Annotated in this window: 27 protein-coding genes; 11 read left to right on the top strand and 16 right to left on the bottom strand. The window is 71.2% G+C overall.

Annotated elements, in window-relative coordinates; all coding sequences use genetic code 11:
* The first annotated feature begins 64 nt into the window (after positions 1-64).
* Positions 65-1,210, top strand: a complete 1,146-nt coding sequence (locus MKK82_RS16705; protein WP_238286639.1) for a glycosyltransferase — start codon at positions 65-67, stop codon at positions 1,208-1,210.
* A gap of 45 nt (positions 1,211-1,255) precedes the next feature.
* Here the strand turns inward: MKK82_RS16705 and cutA are convergent, their stop codons facing one another.
* Positions 1,256-1,609 (bottom strand): divalent-cation tolerance protein CutA, encoded by a 354-nt coding sequence (cutA, locus tag MKK82_RS16700; RefSeq protein WP_243986289.1) that lies wholly within the window; start codon positions 1,607-1,609, stop codon positions 1,256-1,258.
* A 143-nt stretch (positions 1,610-1,752) separates the two neighbouring features.
* Here cutA and MKK82_RS16695 point away from each other — a divergent pair, with 143 nt between their 5' ends.
* On the top strand, positions 1,753-2,520 hold the full coding sequence (locus MKK82_RS16695; protein ID WP_238286641.1) for an NAD kinase: 768 nt from the start codon (positions 1,753-1,755) through the stop codon (positions 2,518-2,520).
* The gene (locus tag MKK82_RS16690; RefSeq protein WP_238286642.1) at positions 2,517-3,005 is read left to right on the top strand and encodes a GNAT family N-acetyltransferase; all 489 of its coding nucleotides are present in this window, start codon (positions 2,517-2,519) and stop codon (positions 3,003-3,005) included. The genes MKK82_RS16695 and MKK82_RS16690 overlap by 4 nt, the downstream gene beginning before the upstream one ends.
* 4 nt (positions 3,006-3,009) lie before the next feature.
* Here the strand turns inward: MKK82_RS16690 and MKK82_RS16685 are convergent, their stop codons facing one another.
* The 6 genes from MKK82_RS16685 to MKK82_RS16660 form a co-directional block, all read right to left on the bottom strand.
* On the bottom strand, positions 3,010-3,210 hold the full coding sequence (locus MKK82_RS16685; RefSeq protein WP_238286643.1) for a hypothetical protein: 201 nt from the start codon (positions 3,208-3,210) through the stop codon (positions 3,010-3,012).
* Positions 3,211-3,249: 39 nt separating this feature from the next.
* Positions 3,250-3,618, bottom strand: coding sequence for a DUF6481 family protein (locus MKK82_RS16680; RefSeq protein WP_238286644.1), 369 nt, complete (start codon positions 3,616-3,618; stop codon positions 3,250-3,252).
* Positions 3,619-3,724: 106 nt separating this feature from the next.
* A complete protein-coding gene (locus tag MKK82_RS16675; protein ID WP_010683690.1) occupies positions 3,725-3,934 on the bottom strand; it encodes a cold-shock protein in 210 nt (69 codons plus the stop codon).
* Between the two features lie 513 nt (positions 3,935-4,447).
* Positions 4,448-5,581 (bottom strand): beta-ketoacyl-ACP synthase, encoded by a 1,134-nt coding sequence (locus MKK82_RS16670; protein WP_238286645.1) that lies wholly within the window; start codon positions 5,579-5,581, stop codon positions 4,448-4,450.
* The gene (locus MKK82_RS16665; RefSeq protein ID WP_238286646.1) at positions 5,578-6,057 is read right to left on the bottom strand and encodes a 3-hydroxyacyl-ACP dehydratase FabZ family protein; all 480 of its coding nucleotides are present in this window, start codon (positions 6,055-6,057) and stop codon (positions 5,578-5,580) included. The genes MKK82_RS16670 and MKK82_RS16665 overlap by 4 nt, the downstream gene beginning before the upstream one ends.
* A 22-nt stretch (positions 6,058-6,079) precedes the next feature.
* Entirely contained in the window at positions 6,080-6,388 is a 309-nt protein-coding gene (locus MKK82_RS16660) for an acyl carrier protein (protein WP_238286647.1), read from the bottom strand.
* A gap of 312 nt (positions 6,389-6,700) precedes the next feature.
* On the opposite strand from MKK82_RS16660, the gene MKK82_RS16655 reads away from it, so the two are divergent.
* Positions 6,701-7,828, top strand: coding sequence for an AI-2E family transporter (locus MKK82_RS16655; protein WP_238286648.1), 1,128 nt, complete (start codon positions 6,701-6,703; stop codon positions 7,826-7,828).
* Between the two features lie 13 nt (positions 7,829-7,841).
* Here MKK82_RS16655 and MKK82_RS16650 read toward each other — a convergent pair whose 3' ends face one another.
* Positions 7,842-8,342 (bottom strand): thermonuclease family protein, encoded by a 501-nt coding sequence (locus MKK82_RS16650; RefSeq protein WP_238286649.1) that lies wholly within the window; start codon positions 8,340-8,342, stop codon positions 7,842-7,844.
* Positions 8,343-8,535: 193 nt separating this feature from the next.
* On the opposite strand from MKK82_RS16650, the gene MKK82_RS16645 reads away from it, so the two are divergent.
* Positions 8,536-8,787 (top strand): hypothetical protein, encoded by a 252-nt coding sequence (locus MKK82_RS16645; RefSeq protein ID WP_238286650.1) that lies wholly within the window; start codon positions 8,536-8,538, stop codon positions 8,785-8,787.
* Between the two features lie 223 nt (positions 8,788-9,010).
* Here the strand turns inward: MKK82_RS16645 and MKK82_RS16640 are convergent, their stop codons facing one another.
* Positions 9,011-9,703, bottom strand: coding sequence for a L,D-transpeptidase (locus MKK82_RS16640; RefSeq protein WP_373323299.1), 693 nt, complete (start codon positions 9,701-9,703; stop codon positions 9,011-9,013).
* A 157-nt stretch (positions 9,704-9,860) separates the two neighbouring features.
* Between MKK82_RS16640 and MKK82_RS16635 the strand changes: the two genes are divergently transcribed.
* Complete coding sequence (locus tag MKK82_RS16635; RefSeq protein WP_243986288.1) at positions 9,861-10,304, top strand: VOC family protein; 444 nt, start codon at positions 9,861-9,863, stop codon at positions 10,302-10,304.
* A 7-nt stretch (positions 10,305-10,311) separates the two neighbouring features.
* Here the strand turns inward: MKK82_RS16635 and MKK82_RS16630 are convergent, their stop codons facing one another.
* Positions 10,312-10,755, bottom strand: coding sequence for a cyclic nucleotide-binding domain-containing protein (locus MKK82_RS16630; protein WP_238286653.1), 444 nt, complete (start codon positions 10,753-10,755; stop codon positions 10,312-10,314).
* Positions 10,756-10,816: 61 nt separating this feature from the next.
* Here MKK82_RS16630 and MKK82_RS16625 point away from each other — a divergent pair, with 61 nt between their 5' ends.
* The gene (locus tag MKK82_RS16625) at positions 10,817-11,659 is read left to right on the top strand and encodes an electron transporter (protein ID WP_238286654.1); all 843 of its coding nucleotides are present in this window, start codon (positions 10,817-10,819) and stop codon (positions 11,657-11,659) included.
* Positions 11,660-11,668: 9 nt separating this feature from the next.
* Here MKK82_RS16625 and MKK82_RS16620 read toward each other — a convergent pair whose 3' ends face one another.
* Positions 11,669-11,875, bottom strand: a complete 207-nt coding sequence (locus MKK82_RS16620; protein WP_238286655.1) for a hypothetical protein — start codon at positions 11,873-11,875, stop codon at positions 11,669-11,671.
* A 242-nt stretch (positions 11,876-12,117) separates the two neighbouring features.
* Between MKK82_RS16620 and MKK82_RS16615 the strand changes: the two genes are divergently transcribed.
* Entirely contained in the window at positions 12,118-12,306 is a 189-nt protein-coding gene (locus MKK82_RS16615) for a general stress protein (protein WP_043349455.1), read from the top strand.
* A 138-nt stretch (positions 12,307-12,444) separates the two neighbouring features.
* On the opposite strand, the gene MKK82_RS16610 is transcribed toward MKK82_RS16615, so the two are convergent.
* Complete coding sequence (locus MKK82_RS16610; protein ID WP_243986287.1) at positions 12,445-12,810, bottom strand: hypothetical protein; 366 nt, start codon at positions 12,808-12,810, stop codon at positions 12,445-12,447.
* A gap of 430 nt (positions 12,811-13,240) precedes the next feature.
* The gene (locus tag MKK82_RS16605; protein ID WP_058194056.1) at positions 13,241-14,044 is read right to left on the bottom strand and encodes a response regulator; all 804 of its coding nucleotides are present in this window, start codon (positions 14,042-14,044) and stop codon (positions 13,241-13,243) included.
* Between the two features lie 172 nt (positions 14,045-14,216).
* On the opposite strand from MKK82_RS16605, the gene MKK82_RS16600 reads away from it, so the two are divergent.
* A complete protein-coding gene (locus tag MKK82_RS16600; protein WP_243986285.1) occupies positions 14,217-14,555 on the top strand; it encodes a NepR family anti-sigma factor in 339 nt (112 codons plus the stop codon).
* A 340-nt stretch (positions 14,556-14,895) separates the two neighbouring features.
* On the opposite strand, the gene MKK82_RS16595 is transcribed toward MKK82_RS16600, so the two are convergent.
* The gene (locus MKK82_RS16595) at positions 14,896-15,072 is read right to left on the bottom strand and encodes a DUF1328 domain-containing protein (protein WP_007568853.1); all 177 of its coding nucleotides are present in this window, start codon (positions 15,070-15,072) and stop codon (positions 14,896-14,898) included.
* Positions 15,073-15,292: 220 nt separating this feature from the next.
* Here MKK82_RS16595 and MKK82_RS16590 point away from each other — a divergent pair, with 220 nt between their 5' ends.
* Together MKK82_RS16590 and MKK82_RS16585 are read left to right on the top strand one after the other, a co-directional pair.
* Positions 15,293-15,469: a hypothetical protein gene (locus MKK82_RS16590; protein ID WP_238286659.1), complete on the top strand. Its 177-nt coding sequence runs from the start codon at positions 15,293-15,295 to the stop codon at positions 15,467-15,469.
* A gap of 131 nt (positions 15,470-15,600) precedes the next feature.
* A complete protein-coding gene (locus MKK82_RS16585) occupies positions 15,601-16,521 on the top strand; it encodes an MBL fold metallo-hydrolase (RefSeq protein ID WP_238286660.1) in 921 nt (306 codons plus the stop codon).
* Positions 16,522-16,538: 17 nt separating this feature from the next.
* On the opposite strand, the gene MKK82_RS16580 is transcribed toward MKK82_RS16585, so the two are convergent.
* Positions 16,539-17,318 (bottom strand): DUF1499 domain-containing protein, encoded by a 780-nt coding sequence (locus tag MKK82_RS16580; protein ID WP_238286662.1) that lies wholly within the window; start codon positions 17,316-17,318, stop codon positions 16,539-16,541.
* 62 nt (positions 17,319-17,380) lie between these two features.
* Positions 17,381-19,210, bottom strand: coding sequence for an AsmA-like C-terminal region-containing protein (locus tag MKK82_RS16575; protein WP_238286664.1), 1,830 nt, complete (start codon positions 19,208-19,210; stop codon positions 17,381-17,383).
* Positions 19,211-19,231: the final 21 nt, after the last annotated feature.

Genomic DNA, 19,231 nt, shown 5'->3' with positions numbered 1-19,231 from the left:
CTTCCACTCGCTCTCGTCCGCGTGCGATGCCGGGAGCCGGCGGCGCCTCACCCAAGGCCGGAGCATGACCGATTCGTTCACCGCGATTCCGACCGCGCTGGCGCTGCTGTGCCTGATCGCGGCGCTGCTCCCGGCGGTGCTGGCCGCCGTGAACCTCTCGGTCCTGCGCCGGCCCGCACCGCAGGACGATCCCGATCTCGTCTCGATCCTGATTCCGGCGCGGAACGAGGCCGGCAACATCGCCGAGACCGTGCGGGCGGCCCTCGCCAGCACCGGCGTGCCCGTGGAGGTGATCGTCGGCGACGACCATTCGACGGACGCGACGCCGGAGATCGTCCGCGCGATCGGCGACCCGCGCCTGCGCCTCGTATCGGTTCCGACGCTGCCCGAAGGCTGGACGGGCAAGAACCACGCCTGCAGCCACATGGCCGGGTCGGCCGCCGGCCGGCACCTGCTGTTCATCGACGCCGACGTGCGTCTGGTACCGGAGGCGGCGTCCTGCCTCGCCGCGCAGGCGCGCCGCACCGGGGCGGCCCTGGTCAGCGGCGTGCCGCGCCAGCGCACCGAGACCGTCGGCGAGATGCTGACCGTGCCGATGATCGACTTCCTGCTCCTCGGCTACCTGCCCGTCCTCCTGATGCGCCGCCTGCGCGATCCGTCCCTCGGCGCGGCCTGCGGACAGCTCATCCTGATCGACCGCGCAGCCTATGAGGCGACCGGCGGCCACGGTGCGATCCGCATGTCCCTGCACGACGGCGTGCGGTTGCCGCGGCTGTTCCGCGCCGCCGGCTACAGGACCGAGCTCGTCGCGGCGGCAACGCTGGCCACGTGCCGGATGTACGAGGGCTTCGCCCAGGCCTGGGCGGGCTTCTCCAAGAACGCGCACGAGGGCATGGCGACGCCCCGCGCCCTGCCGGTCTGGACCCTGCTGCTCGGCTGCGGCCAAGTCCTGCCACCGCTCCTCGTCCTGGCCGGCCTGTGCGGGCTGATCCCAACCCCGGCCCTCGTTGCCGCCGCGCTCGCCCTCCTCCTCGCGCTCGCGACCCGGACGGCAATCACCCTGGCGGTGCGGGCGCCGCTGGCGACGATCCCGCTCCATCCGGTCGCGGTCTTGGTCGCCCTGGCGATCCAGTGGAACGTCCTGCTACGCCGGGAGCGCGCCGGCGCGGCCACCTGGAAGGGCCGGAGCTATCCGGTGAGCGGCGCCTGAGAGGGGGGCCGATCCGCCGCTTGCCCCCGCCCCCGCATCGGCCGGTCAGGCTTCCTGAACCGGCGAGCCGTTCGACGCACCGGCCCCCGTCTCCGCCAGGATCCTGGCCGCCGTGTCGGCATCCGCGCCCGCAACCGGCAGGTGCAGGATGATCGGCGTCTCGTAGGGATGGCGCGCCTTCAGGGCCGCCGACAGCGCGTCGGCGAGACCCTCGCGGCTCTTGAGGATCGCCGCGACCTCCTCGCCCCGCGCCACGGTGCCCTGCCAGCTGTAGACCGAGTGCATCCCGGGCAACACGTTGATGCAGGCGACGAGCCGCTCGCGGACCAGGGCTTCGCCGATATTGAGGGCCGAGGCGAGGTCGGGAAAGGTGGTGTAGACGAGGAGCGGACGCTCCATGCTATGCCTCCGGGTGCGCGGGTGTCTCGGGAGTGAGGCGCAGGCCGGGCCTGGACGTCAACCGGGCGGTTCGCTCAACAGACTGGAGCCGTGACGTGAACGCCGACGCGACCCCGACGCGCCCGCCTGGCTGCGCCTGAGCGATGCCGCGCTTCAAGAAGATCGCCTTCGTGGCGAGCCCCACCGGCTACGCCCGCGAAGCCGCCGCCGCCCTGATGCGGCGCTACGACCACGTCCCGCCCGAGGAGGCGGACGTCGTGATCGCTCTCGGTGGCGACGGTCTGATGCTCCAGGTCCTCCATCGGTTCATGGATCACCCGAAGCCGATCTACGGGATGAACCGCGGCACGGTCGGCTTCATGATGAACGAGTTTCGGGACGACGATCTCCTGGAACACTTGGAGAGCGCCCAGCGCAGCGTCATCCACCCGCTGATCATGGACGTGCTCGACACCGAGGGCCGCTCCCATCGGGCGCGGGCGATCAACGAGGTCTATCTGCTGCGCCAGACGCATCAGACCGCCAAGCTGAAGATCGCCGTCGACGGGAACGTGCGTCTCGATCTGCTGATCGCCGACGGCGTGCTGGTCGCCACCGCGGCCGGCTCCACGGCCTACAACCTGTCGGTCGGGGGCCCGATCCTACCTCTCGACGCCAAGTTGCTGGCGCTGACCCCCATCTCGGCCTTCCGGCCCCGCCGCTGGCGCGGTGCACTGCTGCCGGATTATGCCCGGATCCGGATCGACGTCCTGGACGCCCCCCATCGCCCCGTGGCGGCGGTGGCCGACCACACCGAGTTCCGCCGGGTCTGCACGGTCGAAACGTCGCTCGACCGCGCCACCGAACTGGTCCTGCTGCACGATCCGGGACACAGCCTGGACGAGCGCATCCTGCGCGAGCAGTTCGGTTGAGCCTCCGCATCCGCCACGCCGACGGAGCGGATCACGCGGGGATCGCGCAGATCATCCTGCCGGTGATCCGGGCCGGCGAGACCTACGCGCTCAATCGTGACCTGCCCGAAGCCGAGGCCCTGGCGTACTGGACCGGCGCGGACCGCGAAACCTTCGTGGCGGAGTGGGACGGGGCTATGCTCGGCACCTACTACCTGCGCGCCAATCAGGCGGGCGGAGGTGCCCATGTCGCCAATTGCGGCTTCATGACCGAGGCGGCCGCGTCGGGCCGCGGGATCGCGCGGGCCATGTGCGCGCACGCCCTCGACCGGGCGCGGGCGCGCGGCTTCGCGGCGATGCAGTTCAACTTCGTGGTGAGCACCAACGTCCGGGCCGTTCGGCTCTGGCACAGCTTCGGCTTCGACACGGTCGGACGTCTCCCGGGGGCCTTCCGGCACCCGGGGCTGGGCGAAGTCGACGCCCTGGTGATGTTCCGGCGGCTCTAGGCCCTCAGGCGAGGGGCGCGGCCACGAGATCGCTCTCGCGGATGGCCCGCTCCCCGGCCTGGGTGCGGATCCGGTACGAGGGCTCGCCGGTCTGGTCCGCCGGCATCAGCCGCAGGATCTCGAACACCTCGCCCTCGCCCTTGTCCCCGGGCAGCCCGAGTCGGGGCCGGCACACCCGCTGGCCGATCTTGTACTTGTGGGACATGCCGGGCTCCTGAGCGGTTCCGGAGGCGCGCGTCGCGGCTCAGCGCCGCTTCTGCGCCTTCGCCTTGCGGGCGATATAGCGTGCGTCGCGCTGGGCCTTCTGCTCGGCCTGGAGGGCCTTGGCGCGTTCCTGGGCGGCGAGCTGCTCGGCGTGCTTGCGCTCGATCTCGGCGAGACGCTCGGCCTCGGCGCGCGCGGCGGCCTTCTCGATCTCGACCTGACGCTGCGCGGCGCGCTCGGCCGCGCGGGCCTCACGGGCATCGACCACGGCGCGGCGGGCGGACTGGCGGGCGAGGACGGCCGGATCGTCGGCGGTGGGACGCGCCCGGAAGCGGGCCAGCATCTCGGACCGCGCCTTGGCGGCCGTCTCGAGGCGATCGACGACACCTTGCTTGTTCAGAAAGCTCACAGACACTCCTGGATCGGGCGCGGAAACCGCCGCCCACAGAGGGAATTGCAGATACGAAGAAGCCGCTCCGGGGGAGCGGCTTCAAAAGAGACCCTTCGGACGGGGATCAGGCCGTCTGGAGCTGGCCGGCTGACTGCTTGCCGGAGCGACGGTCGGTCTCCAGCTCGTAGGAGACCTTCTGGCCCTCGTTCAGGCTGCGCAGTCCCGCGCGCTCGACGGCCGAGATGTGGACGAACACGTCCTTGCCGCCGTCATCCGGCTGGATGAAGCCGTAGCCCTTGGTCTCATTGAACCACTTGACGGTTCCGGTGCTCATGGAAGTCCTTAGATCTTCGCAGGAAAAGTGAGTGGTTGCGCCCGCTCGGCTGAGCTGGCGCCGGCATCGACCGCTAGCGATAGGAAAGTCAGAACCGCCCTGCGAAGGCGTAACGGTCCAAGATATCCGGACACGTGCCGATGGCACTGAAATAAACCCCCGACGGTTTTTTGGCAAGCGCGGAGCAATACTTCCGACGGCAATCGGCCCGCCGCGCTGGCAATTCCTCGAACGATAACGGCGGTTTATGGCGCCGGAAGCGCCACGTGAGCCAGGCGGCCGCGGGATGTACCGGGCGCGATCCTGGAGATCTGTTCCCGGGAGCCCGTGAGGCTGCGCATTCGCGCGAGCGGAGCCGGTCCGCCCGTCCGTCGACGCAGGCTGGCTTCCGGGCAGCGGAGCGGGACCCGCGCGGTGCGGGCCCCTTGGCCGACGACGGACGCCGCCGCGGCATCAGGCCGACGGCGGATCGCGGGGCGGCGCAGACCCGCCGCTTCGCGTCGGCTCTGGCGGCTAGGGTGACGCTGGAACCACGCGGAGCACCCCTTCGCCGCGCCGATGCCCCACCGTCGTCACGGCGACCTCGCGGGCCCGGCCGTGGGCGACGAGGGCGGCCGCGAGTGCCGCCCCGAGCGGTGCCGCCACCTCAAGCCCGTGCCCGACGACATCGCCGAGGGCGCGGATGCGGGCTCCGGGCGCCAGGCGTGCAAGAGCATCGCCCTCCTCCGCGGTGATCGACGGGACGCCGGTGGCGCCCGACAGGATCCGGTCGGGCGCCGTGAGGCCGGCCTTCTGCCAGAGGTCGGCGAGGCTGCCGGCGAGGCTGCCGGGCATGCGCCGGGTGCGGTCGCTCGCCACGGCGTCGAGACGGGCGAAGGCGCGGGCCCCACGGGCGGCGGCGTGATCGTCCGATTCGAGCATCAGGAAGGCGGCGCAGCTGCCCAGGATGAAGCCGCCCGGCGCGCCGCGCGCGAAGACCGGCCGATAGCCCCCGTGGGCGAGGTATCCGCCCATCTCGTGGACCACCAAGACGTCCGGCCGCTCGGCGCTGTAGGAGCCGCCCACCAGGATCGCGTCGATCTGGCCCGAAGCGACCCGTGCCCGAGCGATCCGGAGGGAGTCGACCCCGGCGGATTCCTCGCCCATGAAGGTGCGCGAGGCCCCCGTCACCCCGTGCACGATGGCGATGTTGCCGGCGAGGAGATTGGAGAGCTGGGCCAGGAACAGGGTCGGGCGCAGGTCGTTCTGGAGCCGCTCGTTGAGGTAGGCGCCGGGGTCCGGTGCGTCGCGCAGGCCCGTCAGGATGGCCCCGTCGACCGCGTAATCCCGCTCGCCGCCGCCGGCCGCCACCACGAGGTGGAGCGCCTGCTTCAGGGCGGCGTCGTCCTTCACCCCGGCCGAGTCGAGGGCGAGGCCCGCGGCGTAGACGCCGAGCCGCTGCCACGCCTCCATCTGACGCTGGTCGCTGCGCTTGGGGATCTGGCCGTCCCAGGCGATCGCCGGGGCGGGATGAACCGGATACGGGGCGAAGGTTTCGGTGTCGGTGCGCGGCGCCGCGTCACCGTCGAGGGCCGCGAGGTGCGCCTCGACGCCCTCGCCCGCGCAGGAGACGAGGCCCAGACCGGTGATGACGACCGCGCGGCTCATGATCGGCTCACGGGCTGGCGCGCGTCCGGGAACAGGCCGATCGTCCGTGCCCGCTCGCGCATGGGCACGTCGAGCCCGTCGGGGAACGGCATGGTGCGGAAGCGCAGCTCGGCATCGCACAGCGCCTTGCCGGCATGGCTGATCGCCGCCCGGGTGACCGCGTAGCCCGAGCCGTCATGCTCCAGGCTCGCCGTGACCACCAGTTCCGCCCCCGGCCCCACGAAGGAGCGGAAGCGCGCCTTGTCGACGCCGGTAAGGAACGGCATCCGCGTGAAGTCGAGATGGGCCAGCACGAGGTAGCCGGAGGCCTGCGCCATGGTCTCGGTCAGGAGCACCCCGGGCACCAGCGGATGGCCGGGGAAGTGCCCCTCGAAGACGGGGCTCTCCAGGGGCACCCGGGCGAGCGCCTCGATGCGGCCGGCGGCCCGGTCGAGGAGCCGCACGGAATCGATCATCTCGAAGTATTCGAGGCGCATGACGTGTCGAATCGGCCTTGGTTCAGACCTTGGCGGCCTTCTCGGCCACGAGGCCGTCGATGCGCGCGCACAGGTTCTTGAGGACGAAGTATTCCTCGGCCGGGACCTTGCCCTCGTTGACCTCCTGGGTCCAGCGCTCCAGGGGCAGCTTGATCCCGAAGGCCTTGTCAACCGCGAAGGCGATGTCGAGGAACGCCAGACTGTCGATACCGAGATCGTCGATGGCGTGACTCTCGGGCGTGATCTTGTCCCGCGGGATGTCGGCAGTCTCGGCTATGATATCGGCCACGCGCTGGAAGGTGGCGCTGCCGTGGGCGGGCTCGTCGGACATGTCTTCTCGCGGGCTGTTCGAATTCCGGGTCGGTCGTGCGGGAGCCCCCTCGCCGCCGGGCGGCCCGGCACTCGCGCCCTGCGCGGCCACCCTACGCATATACGGGCCATCCTACACGGCCCGGTCGGATGGCGGCGACCTCTACACGAGGGGGTCAGGGGCGGCAACCGCGACGGTTCCCACAGCGTTTCAGGGCTTGTCCACAGCGTATCGGCAGCGCGCAGGATCGTGCGCGCGGACGCGCGTACCGCTGCCCGGCGCCGCCCCTAGGTGCAGGGTGCGGCGGCCATGTCTGCCCAGGAGACCTGACGGATGCAACCAATGATCAAGCCCGGCACGACGCCGGTGCCGGTCGAGACGCAGCCCCCGGGGGCGGAGCCGCCGCAGGAGCGAGCGCGCTCGCAGGGGGCGGCCCGGGTCCTTCTGGCGCTGGCGCTCGCGGCCCTCGGCCTGTGGATCCTGCACGAGTTCCTGCCGGCCTTGGCCTGGGCGGTCGTGCTGGCGATCGCCCTCTGGCCGCTCTACACGCGCCTCGAGCACCGCTTTCCGCCCGGCAAGCACAACCTGCTCCTGCCCACGCTCATGACGGCGGCCGTGGCCCTCGTCTTCCTGGCGCCCCTGGCGATCCTCGGCATCCAGGCCGCCCGGGAGGCCCACGACGTGGCCGAGTTCGTCCGCAACGCGGAGGCGAACGGCATCGCGGCGCCCGAATTCCTTCAGCACCTGCCCTACGGCGCGCCTCAGGCGACGGCGTGGTGGAACGACAATCTGGGCCACGCCAAGGCGGGTTCCGAGCTGCTGCGCCGCTTCGAGAACCATTCGGTGATCGGCGCCTCGCGCAACGTTGGCCGCGAAGTCATGCACCGGATCGTGCTGTTCGGCTTCAGCCTCGTGGCCCTGTTCTTCCTGTTCCGCGACTGGCGGACGGTGCGGGACCAGTCGCTCACCGCCTGCCATCGCCTGTTCGGCCCGCGCGGCGAGCGCGTCGCCCGTCAGATGGTGGCCTCCGTGCACGGCACCGTCGACGGCCTCGTGCTGGTCGGCCTCGGCGAGGGCTTCGTGCTCGGGATCGTCTACTACTTCGCGGGCGTACCGCACCCGGTCCTGCTCGGCGCCTTCACGGCGGTGGCCGCGATGATCCCGTTCGGCGCCGCCGTAGCCATCGCCATCGCGGCGCTTCTGCTGGTGGCGGCGGGCTCGGTGACGGCGGCCATCGTGGTCGCGGCGGCCGGCCTCGTGGTGACCTTCGTGGCCGACCACTTCATCCGACCGGCCCTGATCGGCGGCACGACGAAGCTGCCCTTCCTGTGGGTGCTGCTCGGCATCCTCGGAGGTGTGGAGACCTTCGGGCTGCTCGGCCTGTTCGTCGGTCCGGCCGTCATGGCCGCCCTCGTGCTACTGTGGCGGGACTACACCGAGGGCCACGACCGGACGGCCTGAACCGGCCGCGCGGCTACTCGGCCGCGCCGGCCCCAGCCGACGCCTCGACGCGGCGCCGGTCCTGGCGCCAGTCGGCCGGCTTCTCGAAGGTGCCGGCCCAGATGCCGCGGCGGGTCGCCCAGGCGTGGCCCTCCTGGCGGACATAGGATGCCGTGACTTGGCGGCTGGCGAGCGCCAGTCCCTGTCCGACCATCCAGGCCGACAGGTCCTCGCCGTGGACGTGGCAGATCCCGGCGAGCCGACCCGCGACCGTGTCGCGCCGCTCGCACGTGACCACGGCCCCGGCGATCCGGGCGTCCAGCGCCAGCGCGGCCTCGCGACCGCAGCGGTATTCCAGCCCTTTCGCGGTCTCGCAGCTCTGCGCGGTCTCGGGGGCATCGATCCCGTAGAGGTGGATGCGGGTGCCCTGCACCTCGATCGTGTCGCCGTCGATCACGGTCGCCGGACCGCTGACCGTCCCGGCCGCGGCCGCGGGGCCGCAGAGGAGGAGCAGGGCGAACATCGGTCTGATCATCGAAGAATGGTCCACGCGGGAGGCGTTCGATCTGAGAGAGGTCTGGTGAAGCCGCCAAGCTGCGCGGCCAATGTGGCGATTTTGCCGACTCACACACTTGCAGGTCGCACAAAGGGAACGCTATCGCGCGCGGGTTGCGAAAGTGTTCCGCGCCGCGCCCCGGAACGGCGGCTCCGGGCGACCGTTGAGCTGCATGACCTTTTTCAAGACCCTGATGGGCGCCCTCGCCCTGTGTACGGCCCTCTTGGTTTGGGCCGACCACGCCATCGGACCGGTCCGTCCGGTCGTCGAGACGGCGACGGGTCTGACGGCCGCCGAGGTACTGGCGAGCGACGGCATGGCTCCGGACGGGCGGCCCGGCGATCCCATCCTGGACCGCGCGGCCCTCGGCCGGCTCGTCGGGGCGGTCGCGGGCGGGAAGGAACCGACCGCGCCGGCCGGCTGAGGCACCGGCTCGACACGCCGCCATGACGGGCGGGTCGCGATGACGTCGGGCCACGCGCGGCCTGAGGTCTCCGCCCCGTCGAACCCGCGCCGCTTGCCGTGAAGGCGGTCCGAGAACCGCGATCCTGCGCCGCCGGAGCACGGCGAAGGCCGTGAGGGATGACGGCTTGGAACGGGCGACCGATTTCCGGCCGGCGCGGCGCCGCGCCCGGGTGGACCGCGCCTCAGACCCGGTACTTGCCGTTGCGCTTGATGAGGACGCGGGTCCCAACCGGCACGCGCTCGTAGAGGTCGGCGATGTCCTCGTTCAGCATCCGCACGCAACCCGACGACAGCTGCTCGCCGATGCTCCAGGGCTCGTTGGTGCCGTGGATGCGGAACAGGATGTCGCGGTTGCCCTGGTAGAGGTACAGGGCGCGGGCACCGAGGGGATTGTCGACGCCGCCCTTGCGGGTCCGCGGCAGATCGGGATTGAGCGAGACCATCGTGACGGTCGGGCTCCAATCCGGCCAGACGCCCTTGCGGCCGACCCGGGCCTCGCCCTTCCACGAGAAGCCAGCCTTCCCGACGCCGACGCCGTACTGCATCGCGGTGCCGTCCGCCTGCACGAGGACGAGCTGGCGCTTGTCGATGTCGACCACGATCGTGCCGGGCTGCTCCGGCCCGTTGTAGCTGACCTGCTGGCGGCGATACTTCGGATCCAGGCGCCCGGTGTCGACGAGCGGGATGTCGTAGGGCTTGTCGGGCTTGGACCCGATGTACCACGCCGAATCGTCGTCCTGCGCGACCTGAACGGGCCGGGTCTGGCACGCGGCCAGGGGTGCGATCGCCACGACGGCGAGCAGGATTCGCGAGCGGACAAGCCGGCGAATGCGGCTCCAGGCCGAGGGGTAAGTCGCGATCATAGGTCCTGTCATGCGGGTGCGGTCCTCGGGCCATGACTACCGTCTCGCGGTCGGCGACGATGTAGCTTTTCCGCCGCAGCGGGCGGCCAGCGCCTGCTCCCGCGGCCACGGTTGCGCCCTAATTCTGAAAGGCGGCGGATCGTGACGGCGCCATTCGCGGAGGAGATCGATGCCCGAGACCCAGACCCTGTCCGAGGAATCCACGCTCGCGCCGGTGGCGGTGCTCAGGCCGGCCATCCACCTCGACCATTGCGTGATCCACGTGAGCGATTGGGGGCGCTCCAACGCGTTCTACCGCGACGTGGTGGGCGCCGAGATCATCGAGCGGGGTCCGGGCTTCGCCTACAGGTTCGGCGGCGTGCAGCTCAACTGCCACGGTCCGGGCGTCGCGGCGACGCCGGTGGCCGAGAAGCCGGTCCAGCCCGGCAACAGCGACCTCTGCTTCCGCTGGTCCGGGACGATTGAGGACGCGATCGCGCATCTCGAAGCGGCCGGCGTGCCCGTGGAACTCGGCCCGGTCGAGCGGCACGGCGCCGCAGGCGCGGGCGTCAGCGTCTACTTCCGGGATCCGGACGGCTCACTTCTGGAGTTCATCACCTATCCGCCGGCGTGATCCCGCCTCAGCCCCGGCTCTCGGCGAGCGCTTGGTTGGTTTGCTCCAGGCGCAGCGCGAGCACCCGCATCAGGGCGATACTGATCTGTGGAAACTGTGCCAACAGCTCCAGGAACACGCCGCGGTCGATGCGCAGGGCGGTCACCGCGGATTCCGCCGTCACGGTGGCCGACCGGGGCTGCTCGGCCAGGATGCCCATCTCGCCCACGAGGGCATCCTGGCCGAGCAGCGCCAGACGCACCGGGCCGGCGGGACCGTCGATGCTGACCTCCGCGGTCCCCTGCAGGATCACGTAGGCCGCATCCGCCACGTCGCCGCGGGCGAAGAACCGCTGCCCGGGCTCGAAATGCACCCGCTCGCTGGTGAAGGCCAGGAGCTTCAGGCGCGCCGGCTCCACTTCGCGGAACAGCGGCACCTGCTTCAGGGAGGAAACCTCGGTGTCGAGGGTCATACAGCGGCTCCGCGGCGGATCTCAGGCCCAGGACGGCGGGGCCGGACGAGCCCGCACATCCATGCGGTTCGTCAAGCACTTGTCTAGTCCCGCACCGGGCCAAGGGGGCTCCCGGACGCGCCGGAGCCTCACCGCCCTGTCGCTGCTGGCCCTGTGCCTGGCCGCGCCGCCGGCCCGGGCCCGCCTCGTTCAGGCCGACCTCGCCCGCGTCGCGGCGGCACCGTCGCCGGGCGCCCGCGCGCCCCTCGACCTTCCGGTCACAGACGCCCGTACCGGGCGGGCCACGACGCTCGGACAGGCGCTGGCCGGACGGCCCACCCTGCTGCTGCCGGTGGACTACACCTGCGGCAACGTCTGCGACCCGATGGTGTCCATGTCGGCCGACGCCCTGGCGGCCACCGGCCTGCCGGCGGGCGGCTATGCCCTGATCCTCGTGGGGATCGACCCGCGCGACGATGCCGCAGCCGCCCGCCGGATGATCCGGGAGACGCTGGGCGACCGCGCGGACGCGATCGCCCTCGTGCCGCTCGTGGCCGCGGAGGCGGCCGTCGCCCGGCTCACCGGGGCCCTCGGCTATACCGCGATCTACGATGCCGACACGGACAGCTTCGCCCACCCAGCCGCCGCCCTGCTGCTCGCCGGCGACGGGCGCGTCGCCCGCGTGCTCTCGCCCCTGGCTCTCACCGGGCGGGACCTGCGCCTCGCGCTCACGGAGGCCGGCGAGGGCCGGATCGGCGGGCTGGCCGACCGGCTCGCCCTGCTGTGTTACGGCTTCGACGCCGTCCGCGGCGTCTACACGCCACTCGTCCAGCGCATCCTCGCCGTGGCCGGGATCGTCACGATCCTGGCCATCGGACTGCTGATCTTCGGGCTCACCCGCCTGACGCGGAGGCAGGCGGGCTGAGCCGGCACCTCATCGCTTGGTCGACAGGCCCTGCTCGCCGGGCCCGGGGGCCTCGCGCTTGAGGCTCGCATTCAGGTGCGGCGAATCCACCGGCTCCTCGCGGGTCGTTGGACGGGCGGAATCCTCCGGTGCCGGCATCGGCGGAAGGGGCGGTGCATTCGGCTTCATCTGCGGCGGCGACCCGGCGCCGTCCTTCACCATGTTGCGATTCGTCATCCTGTCAGAAGCCCTTTCGCGATCGCCGCCCCATGCGGCCCGCCGAGTCGTCCGCCGCGCCTCGGGCGCATTCCGAGAACAGGCGCGGACAAGCAAACCCGGTCGTTCGGTGGTCAACGCGGCGCACAAGAGCCCGGTTGCCGCCAAGCTGAGCTGTTAGAAGCTTAAGCAGGTCTCGGAACAGGAACCTTGGTTATTGCTGAAGGTTGTTGCGGGGTGAAGCGAAGCCTGAGGAGGAACTGATGGCATCCGGAAATTCGACCTCGAAGCGGGGCTTTGCCTCGATGAACTTGGAGCGGCAGCGCGAGATCGCCAGCAAGGGCGGCCGCAGCGTGCCCGCCGAGAAGCGTTCGTTCTCCCAGGACCGCGAACTCGCGTCGTCGGCGGGGCGCAAGGGTGGCCAGTCCACGGGTACCGGCCGCGCCGAGTGACGCAGCCGAACCTTCGTAATGCGTAACGGCGCCGCGTCCTCCGGACCGGCGCCGTCTTCATTCCCAACATGGCGCGCACAACAAAAGGCCCCGCCGATGGACGGGGCCTTTTGTTGTGCGCGGTGATAGGTTTCTCGATCAGGAGATGCAGCGGCCCGGGGTCATGCGCCGCGCCTCAGGACCGACCAGTGAGCTGAGGGCCGTCTCGCAACCCTCACGCACCAAGCGACGCGGGGGCTGCTTCAGGATCGGGCGGATGCTCAGATCCTCCGCCTCGCCCGCCACCGGCGCCGTACGGCTCTCAATCTTCTGGACCCCCGCGACCCGGGTGGGGCTGATGGACAATGAGACCGGCCGCATTCCCGGCAGCGGCGCTTGGCTCATCTGCATCGTCGGGACCGGCGCAGTCCAGCGATCGGCTGTTTCCCGCACCACCGGCTGCACCAGAACGGTGAGGAGAGCGGCGGGAGCGCTCACGCCCAGAATGAAACCAGACCGCAGCATCGCCCCGACCTCATCGCGAGAGCTTGACAGGATGTGGTGATAACGCGGCCTGCAATCGCAGGTTCCTAGACTTCCGCGCTTCTACGCGCCCTCAGTATTCAATCGCCGTTGCGGGATTGGTGCGACGGCGCACGCGCGCCATCCACAACTGTCCACTGTGGTTTTTTAGCCACTTCCGTCGAAAAAGTGCGCGCCCTGGAACCTCCCGGTTCCGCGGCCGTTTCTCCAGCACCCGGCCACCTGGTCCTCCCCGCATTCCCCTTGTGCATCGGCCGGAACCTTCGCGACGGGCTGGAGCCTTCTCCGGCCCGTTTTTTTGCGTCCGGCGCCGGACCGTGCCGGCATAAAAAAACCCCGGCTCGCGCCGGGGCTTCGTATCCGTTCGGAGACGTCGGGGCGGCGGACTGTCCCGCCGATACGCCGCGTCAGGTCACGCGGTCTTGGCTTCCCGACGGCGGGCCGTCTGCTGGAAGAACAGCGCTTGGCTGATGACAGCGGAGACGTTGGCGGGCTGGAACGGCTTCGCGATGAGGAAGGCCGGCTCGGGCCGCTCGCCGGTGAGGAAGCGCTCCGGATAGGCCGTGATGAAGATCACCGGCACCTCGAAAGTCTTCAGCAGGTCGTTCACGGCGTCGAGACCGGAGGATCCGTCGGCGAGCTGAATATCGGCCAGGATCAGTCCGGGCCGCTTGCCCTCGCCAGCGATCTTGATCGCTTCGGTGCGAGTGCGGGCGACGCCGATCACGTTGTGGCCGAGACCCTCGACAAGCGCCTCGAGATCCATGGCGATGAGCGGCTCGTCCTCGATGATGAGGATCTCTGTGGCCATGTCGGCGGCGAGCTCACGGCCGGCCTCGTCCACGAGGTCGCGGACCTCTGACACGTCGACGGCCAGGATGATCGCAGCGTCCTCCTCGGAGAAGCCTTCGAGGCAGGAGAGCAGGAAGGCCTGCCGCGGCAGCGGCGTGATCTGGCCGAGGCGGACCTCCGCCGGAAGGTCGTGCTGAACCTGCTCGCTGCGGCCGTTCACCGAGAGCGAGTTCCAGATCCGCGTGAAGACGCGGAACAGGTCGGCCTTGATGTTGGTGCTGCGGCCGAGCGTGTCAGGCTCGTTGACCAGGGTCTCCAGCGTGGCGGCGACGTACGCGTCACCCGCCACTTGGCTCCCCGTGAGCGCGCGCGCGTAGCGGCGCAGGTACGGCAGGTGCTGTACCACGAGTTGCGATGTCGACATTCGATCCCCTGTGCCTCGCCGTGTTGCCCGGCCGCGTCACCTCGATCTGTAACCGAAGCGGTGCCGGGGCCGGCTTGTATCCTGCGCAGCCTACCGCCCAACGCGGCGGCCCGCACTCCGTTCCACCCCCCGGCGGAACCGATCCCGGCGGGCAGGCGTTGCCGCCGCAGCCATGGCGTATGTCGAGCCGCAGCACAATGCGGTCAAGCCGACTTCGGCACTAAGGGGCGTATCGATGGTGGACCAGGGGAAGGATGCAGCTCTCCGCGCGCGGGATCCGCGTTCGGGAACTGCTTCCGATCACAGATCAGAGATCCGAAACAGCAACGTCGACGAAACCCGTCCGTCGAGCGCCAGAAATGCGACCCGCAGCAGCCTGACTGACCACACCCGCAATCGCCTCGCCGCGCAGTTGCGGACGATGTACGATTCCATCACGCAGCAGCCCGTGCCCGATCGCTTCGCGGACCTGATCGCCAAGCTCGACAGTGGTGACGGCGGGAAAGCCTGACGGGCGTCTGGTTTCGGCCGCTCATCGCGGCAACTTTGCGCGACGCTCTCTGCGCAGTCTTCGCGGGCAGATGACGACAGCGGAGACTCGTGAGGCGTGGCGGCCGCAGCATCCGGTTGCTCCGCTCTGATCGCGCAGGCCGGCCGAGAACAAGGCTCGCAGTTCACCAGAGGCCAACGGACCGGAGCACGCCTGCGTGTCTGAGAAGCGGCACTGCCGCGATCGCGAAGCCGCCCGTCGCACCGACCGATAGTATCAACGAAGAAGCCGCCGCGAATCGCGGCGGCCCTCACCTTCGTCGCGCCGGCACGAACGCCGGGCCGGCGTGAATTGACACGCGTCAGAGTGTCGGCGAGCGGCCGCGCATCAGGCCCACGACGGCCGAGATCGCGAATAGGACGATCGCCACGAAGAACACCAGCTTTGCGGCTTCCATCGCCGTTCCGGCGATTCCACCGAAACCAAGCAGCGCGGCCACGAGGGCGACGACAAGGAAAGTTACGGCCCAACCGAGCATTGTTCGTATCCTTCGAAAAAATTCAACGCGGGCGGGCCGCGTCGTTCTGACCACGAAAACGCCAAGGTTTCGCTCGGGTTCCGCCCCCTCGACAAAGTCCTGTGCGCGGTATCCCCAGGGCTGCGACGTCCAGAACGTCGGGCCGCGGCAATGGGTGACGGAACGGTACGGAGAGGCTAGCGTTCGAAGATAGGTCGTCAGGTTCGAGCCGGGATCCGTGATGCTGCACTCTGCCAAGAAAGCCGTTCAATCGAAGACAGCCGCGACGGCCGCCCGCCTCGCGGCGTTCATCGACAGAGCCGGCGACGCTCTGCGCGAGGCAGCGCTCGGCCTCGTTCCGGCCCCCGCGCCCGTCCCGGTCCGCGTCCGCGCCCGGCGCCAGAACCGGGCGGAATGAGCCGACGCCGTCGGTCGATCCCAGACCGGCCCGCATCGGCGGCTGGCCCAGGATGTCGTCGGTGCCTGCAGCGTTTGCTACGCGGCGTGGATGAGCCTTAGGAAGCGCCCACCAGATCGCGCAAGGCGGCGATGGCGGACGCAGACGAGATCAAGCTGACTTTCGATCCCTCGATGCCCCGGGCCGAATGCCTGGAGACGGTCGCACCGCTGATACGCCGGCGCGTGGCGCCGAACGGCGGCCCGTTCACGGCGAGCGGCACCTGCACCTACGTGATCGGCCAGGGTCGCGTCGCGGTGCTTGATCCCGGCCCGGACCATCCCGGCCACATCGACGCGCTCCTCCGTGACCTCTCCGGCGAGACGATCGAGGCCATCGTAGTCACCCACACCCATCGCGATCACTCGCCCGGCGCCCGGCTCCTCGCCGCCCGGACAGGGGCGCCGATCCTCGGCTGCGGATTGCATCGGACCGCGCGGGACCTGACCGACGCGGAGGTACCGAGGCTCGACGCCAGCGCCGACCGGGATCACGACCCCGACCGTGTCATGGCGGAGGGCGATGCCGTCACCGGTCCGGGCTGGACCCTCGTCGCGGTGGAGACGCCCGGGCACACGATGAACCACCTCGCCTTCGCGCTGCCGGAGGCGGAAGCCCTGTTCTCGGGTGACCACGTCATGGCGTGGTCCACGACGATCGTGGCCCCACCGGACGGGACGATGCGCGCCTACATGGCCTCGCTCGACAAGCTGCGCGGCCGCACTGAATCCATCTACTGGCCGGGCCATGGCGGCCCGGTCCGCGACCCGGCCCGCTTCCTCCGCGGCCTCGCGGGCCACCGCCGCCAGCGCGAAGCCGCGATCCGGGGCCGGCTGGCCGCCGGTGACGAGCGCGTCGCCGAGATCGTCGCGGCGATCTACCAGGGACTCGATCCGCGGCTGAAGGGAGCGGCGGCCCTGTCGGTCCTCGCCCATCTGGAGGATCTGGTCGGGCGCGGGCTGGCGCGGACGGAGGGCACGCCGAGCCTCGACGGGACCTTCGCCCCCGCCTGAGGACGGTCGGCGCGGCCTCACTTCACCGCGAGGGCGAGGTTGGCGACGTCGTCGAGGTAGGCGCGGATCCGGTCGGCATTGCTGCCGAAGTCGCGCCCGCCGAGCCGCGAGGCCGACCGGACGTCGATCCGGGCCCCGTCGGCACGGGGGCGGATCCGGACGGTCACGTCGTCCGGCAGGTTGAGGATCAGACCGCGCGCCACCGCCTCGATCCGGCCGTTGCCGGTGCGGCCGCCCGGGCGGATCGCCTCGACGATCTGCCAGTTCCGCTTCAGGGCGGCCTTGCGGGCCAGTTCGAAGGCCTCGTCGGCGCCGATATCGAGGGTCAGCGGGGCGATCTGCGGATAGGCGCCGCGTTGGCGCTCGCGGAGCGACGGATCGGGTTCGGCCGGGTAGCGGCCGCCGCGGGCCGTGAAGGCGGCGCGGGAGCGCGAGTAGGCGGGCGGATTGTCGATGTCGGTGGTGATGTCCGACAGGGCCGGCAGGCGCAGGCCGCGCAGGCCGAGGAAGGCCGGATAGCCCAGCACGAGGAGTGCGAGGATCAACCCGGCGACGGCGGCGCCGAGACCCCGCGCGCCCTCGCGCCAGACCTGCACGAAGGCGAAGACCGCGGCGAGCGCCGCCGCGATGGCGATGCCGAGCCCGGCCACCAGGGCGGCGAGCGCCGCGTCGGTATCGGCACGCGGGTCGCGGACCAGGATCAGCGCGATCCCGGTGGCGACGATGGAGAACACGGCCAGCCGGCGGGCCAGCGGCCCCGCGCGGGTGACGGGTTCCTCGATGAGCAGGCGGCGCATGGGGATCATGGGGCGGTGGGCGCGATCTTAGAGCTTGGCCGTCGAAGGCGCCATCGGGGATGCTACGGAGCGTAGGCGCGGACCGTGCCGGGGAGGCCCAGCGCGGCGGGTTCCTTGAGGGCTTCGGGCAACATCGCCTCCCCTGCCCGGCCCGCCGCCTCGGCGGCCTCGTCCTGCGCGCCGGTCTGAACGGCGGGCGCGCTCAAGGGTCCCGCGATCTCGAAGGACAGCCCGCGCGACGGCTCGCTCGAGGGTCGCAGGACGAGACTGCCCCTGGCGTTGAGGCGCCGGTCCGGCAGCGACACCTGTCCGTGCAGGGTCGCCCCGACCGCCGACCCGATCAGGCCCGCCTCGGCGATCTCGCCGATGCCGTCGGCGAAGCGGAGGGTGATGGCGGCGCGCTCGAAGGCCGTACGGCCGTTGCGGCGCGCGAGCGCCCCGGCCGCGACGGCACCGTTGCGGTGGATGACGTCGGCGAGGTCGAGGCCCGTGATCGTGCCGTTCTCGACGGCGAGGCTCGCCCGACCGCCGAGGCGCGCCAAGAGGCCGGCGCTGTCGCGGGCGCTGGCCTCGAGGGCGAACTGGCCGTGCGCAGGCCCCGTCAGCCAGCGGGCTACGCCGAGGTCGCTCAGCAGGCTGCCGAGATCGAGGCGGTCGAGGCTTCCCTGCGCGCGCATCTCGGTCGCGTCCGGATCGGCTCCGCTCGCCAGGGTCATCCGGCCCTTGAACGTGCCGTTCTGGATCCGGGCCCGGTTCACCGCGATCTCGACGGCGGCGTCGCGCACCAGGACGCTCGCCGCCAGATCCTGGACCTGAACCGGCCCGACCTGTCCCTCGGCCGCCGACAGGCGCAGATCGAGGTCCCCGCGCGTGAACGGTCCCAGGGCCAGCGGTCGGGTTTCCCGGTCGAGGAGTTGCCTGAGGTCACCGACCAGGGGCGCGAGGTCGAGGGTCTCGGCCGCCAGCGTCGCCTGAACGGAGAGGCGGGGCGTGGCGCCGGGGCCCAGGGCGACGGAGCCCGCGCCCTCCAGCACGTTCTGGCCGAGGCCGATCCGCAGGCTTGGCCAGGACACCGACCTGTCCGCGGTCTCGATCCGCCCGGCGATCGAGAAAGCGCCGGCGAGGGGCGAGAGCGGCACGTCCCGGCCGATCCAGGTGAGGCACTCCGGCAGCGCGCGCGTCTCGAACCGCACCTGTCCGGCGAGGACCGGCAGCGCAGCGCCGGGCCTCGGGGGCGCCACCGTCCCGTCCGCCGCGAGGCGCCCGCCCGGCCACGCGACCTCCGCGGAGAACGGGCTGCTTCGCCCCTGGACGATGTCGGCCGGGCGCAGGTTCGCCAGGGTGATCCGCGTGGCCACGCCCTGCCAGGTCAGGCTCGCACGGCCCTCCGCCGCGGCGCTCCAGAACGGCCATGCGAGGTCGAGGTCGATGTCCCGGGCCTCATCGCCACCGTCGAGGCGGGCAGCGCTCAGAGTGATCCGGCGCGGCCGCACCGTCCCGCCGGCGCGGGCCTGCTCGGCGAGGCGGGTCAGGGGCGTCCGCCAATCGGCGTCGCGCGCGAGGCGGGCGCCCTCCAGGCGCAGCCCCCCCACGGCCGCCCGCCCGGCGAGCAGGCTCAGAAGATCGAAGTCGAGGACCAGGCGGCCGTCCGCCGCCAGCGGCGGCCCGTTTGATTCCGCCGCCACGCGGACGCGGCCCAGGGTGAGGCGCGGCAGGGGCAGCAGCGTCAGGCTCGCCGGCCCCTCGACGGTCACCGTGAGACCGTATGCGTCGAAGGCGCGGCCGGCGAAGGCGGAAGCCCTCACGGCATCCACCGGCCAGTCGCGCAGGCCGAGACCAGCGACGACCACGCTCCCGGCGGCGAGGAAGAGGATAGGGCGGCGCGGCGACATCTTGCTCCGGACGGGCCGCGG

The organism is Methylobacterium sp. E-046 (assembly GCF_022829625.1).
Taxonomy (GTDB): domain Bacteria; phylum Pseudomonadota; class Alphaproteobacteria; order Rhizobiales; family Beijerinckiaceae; genus Methylobacterium; species Methylobacterium longum.
The sequence above is the reverse complement of the archived record's forward strand: the minus strand, read 5'-3'. Positions and strand labels throughout refer to the sequence as shown.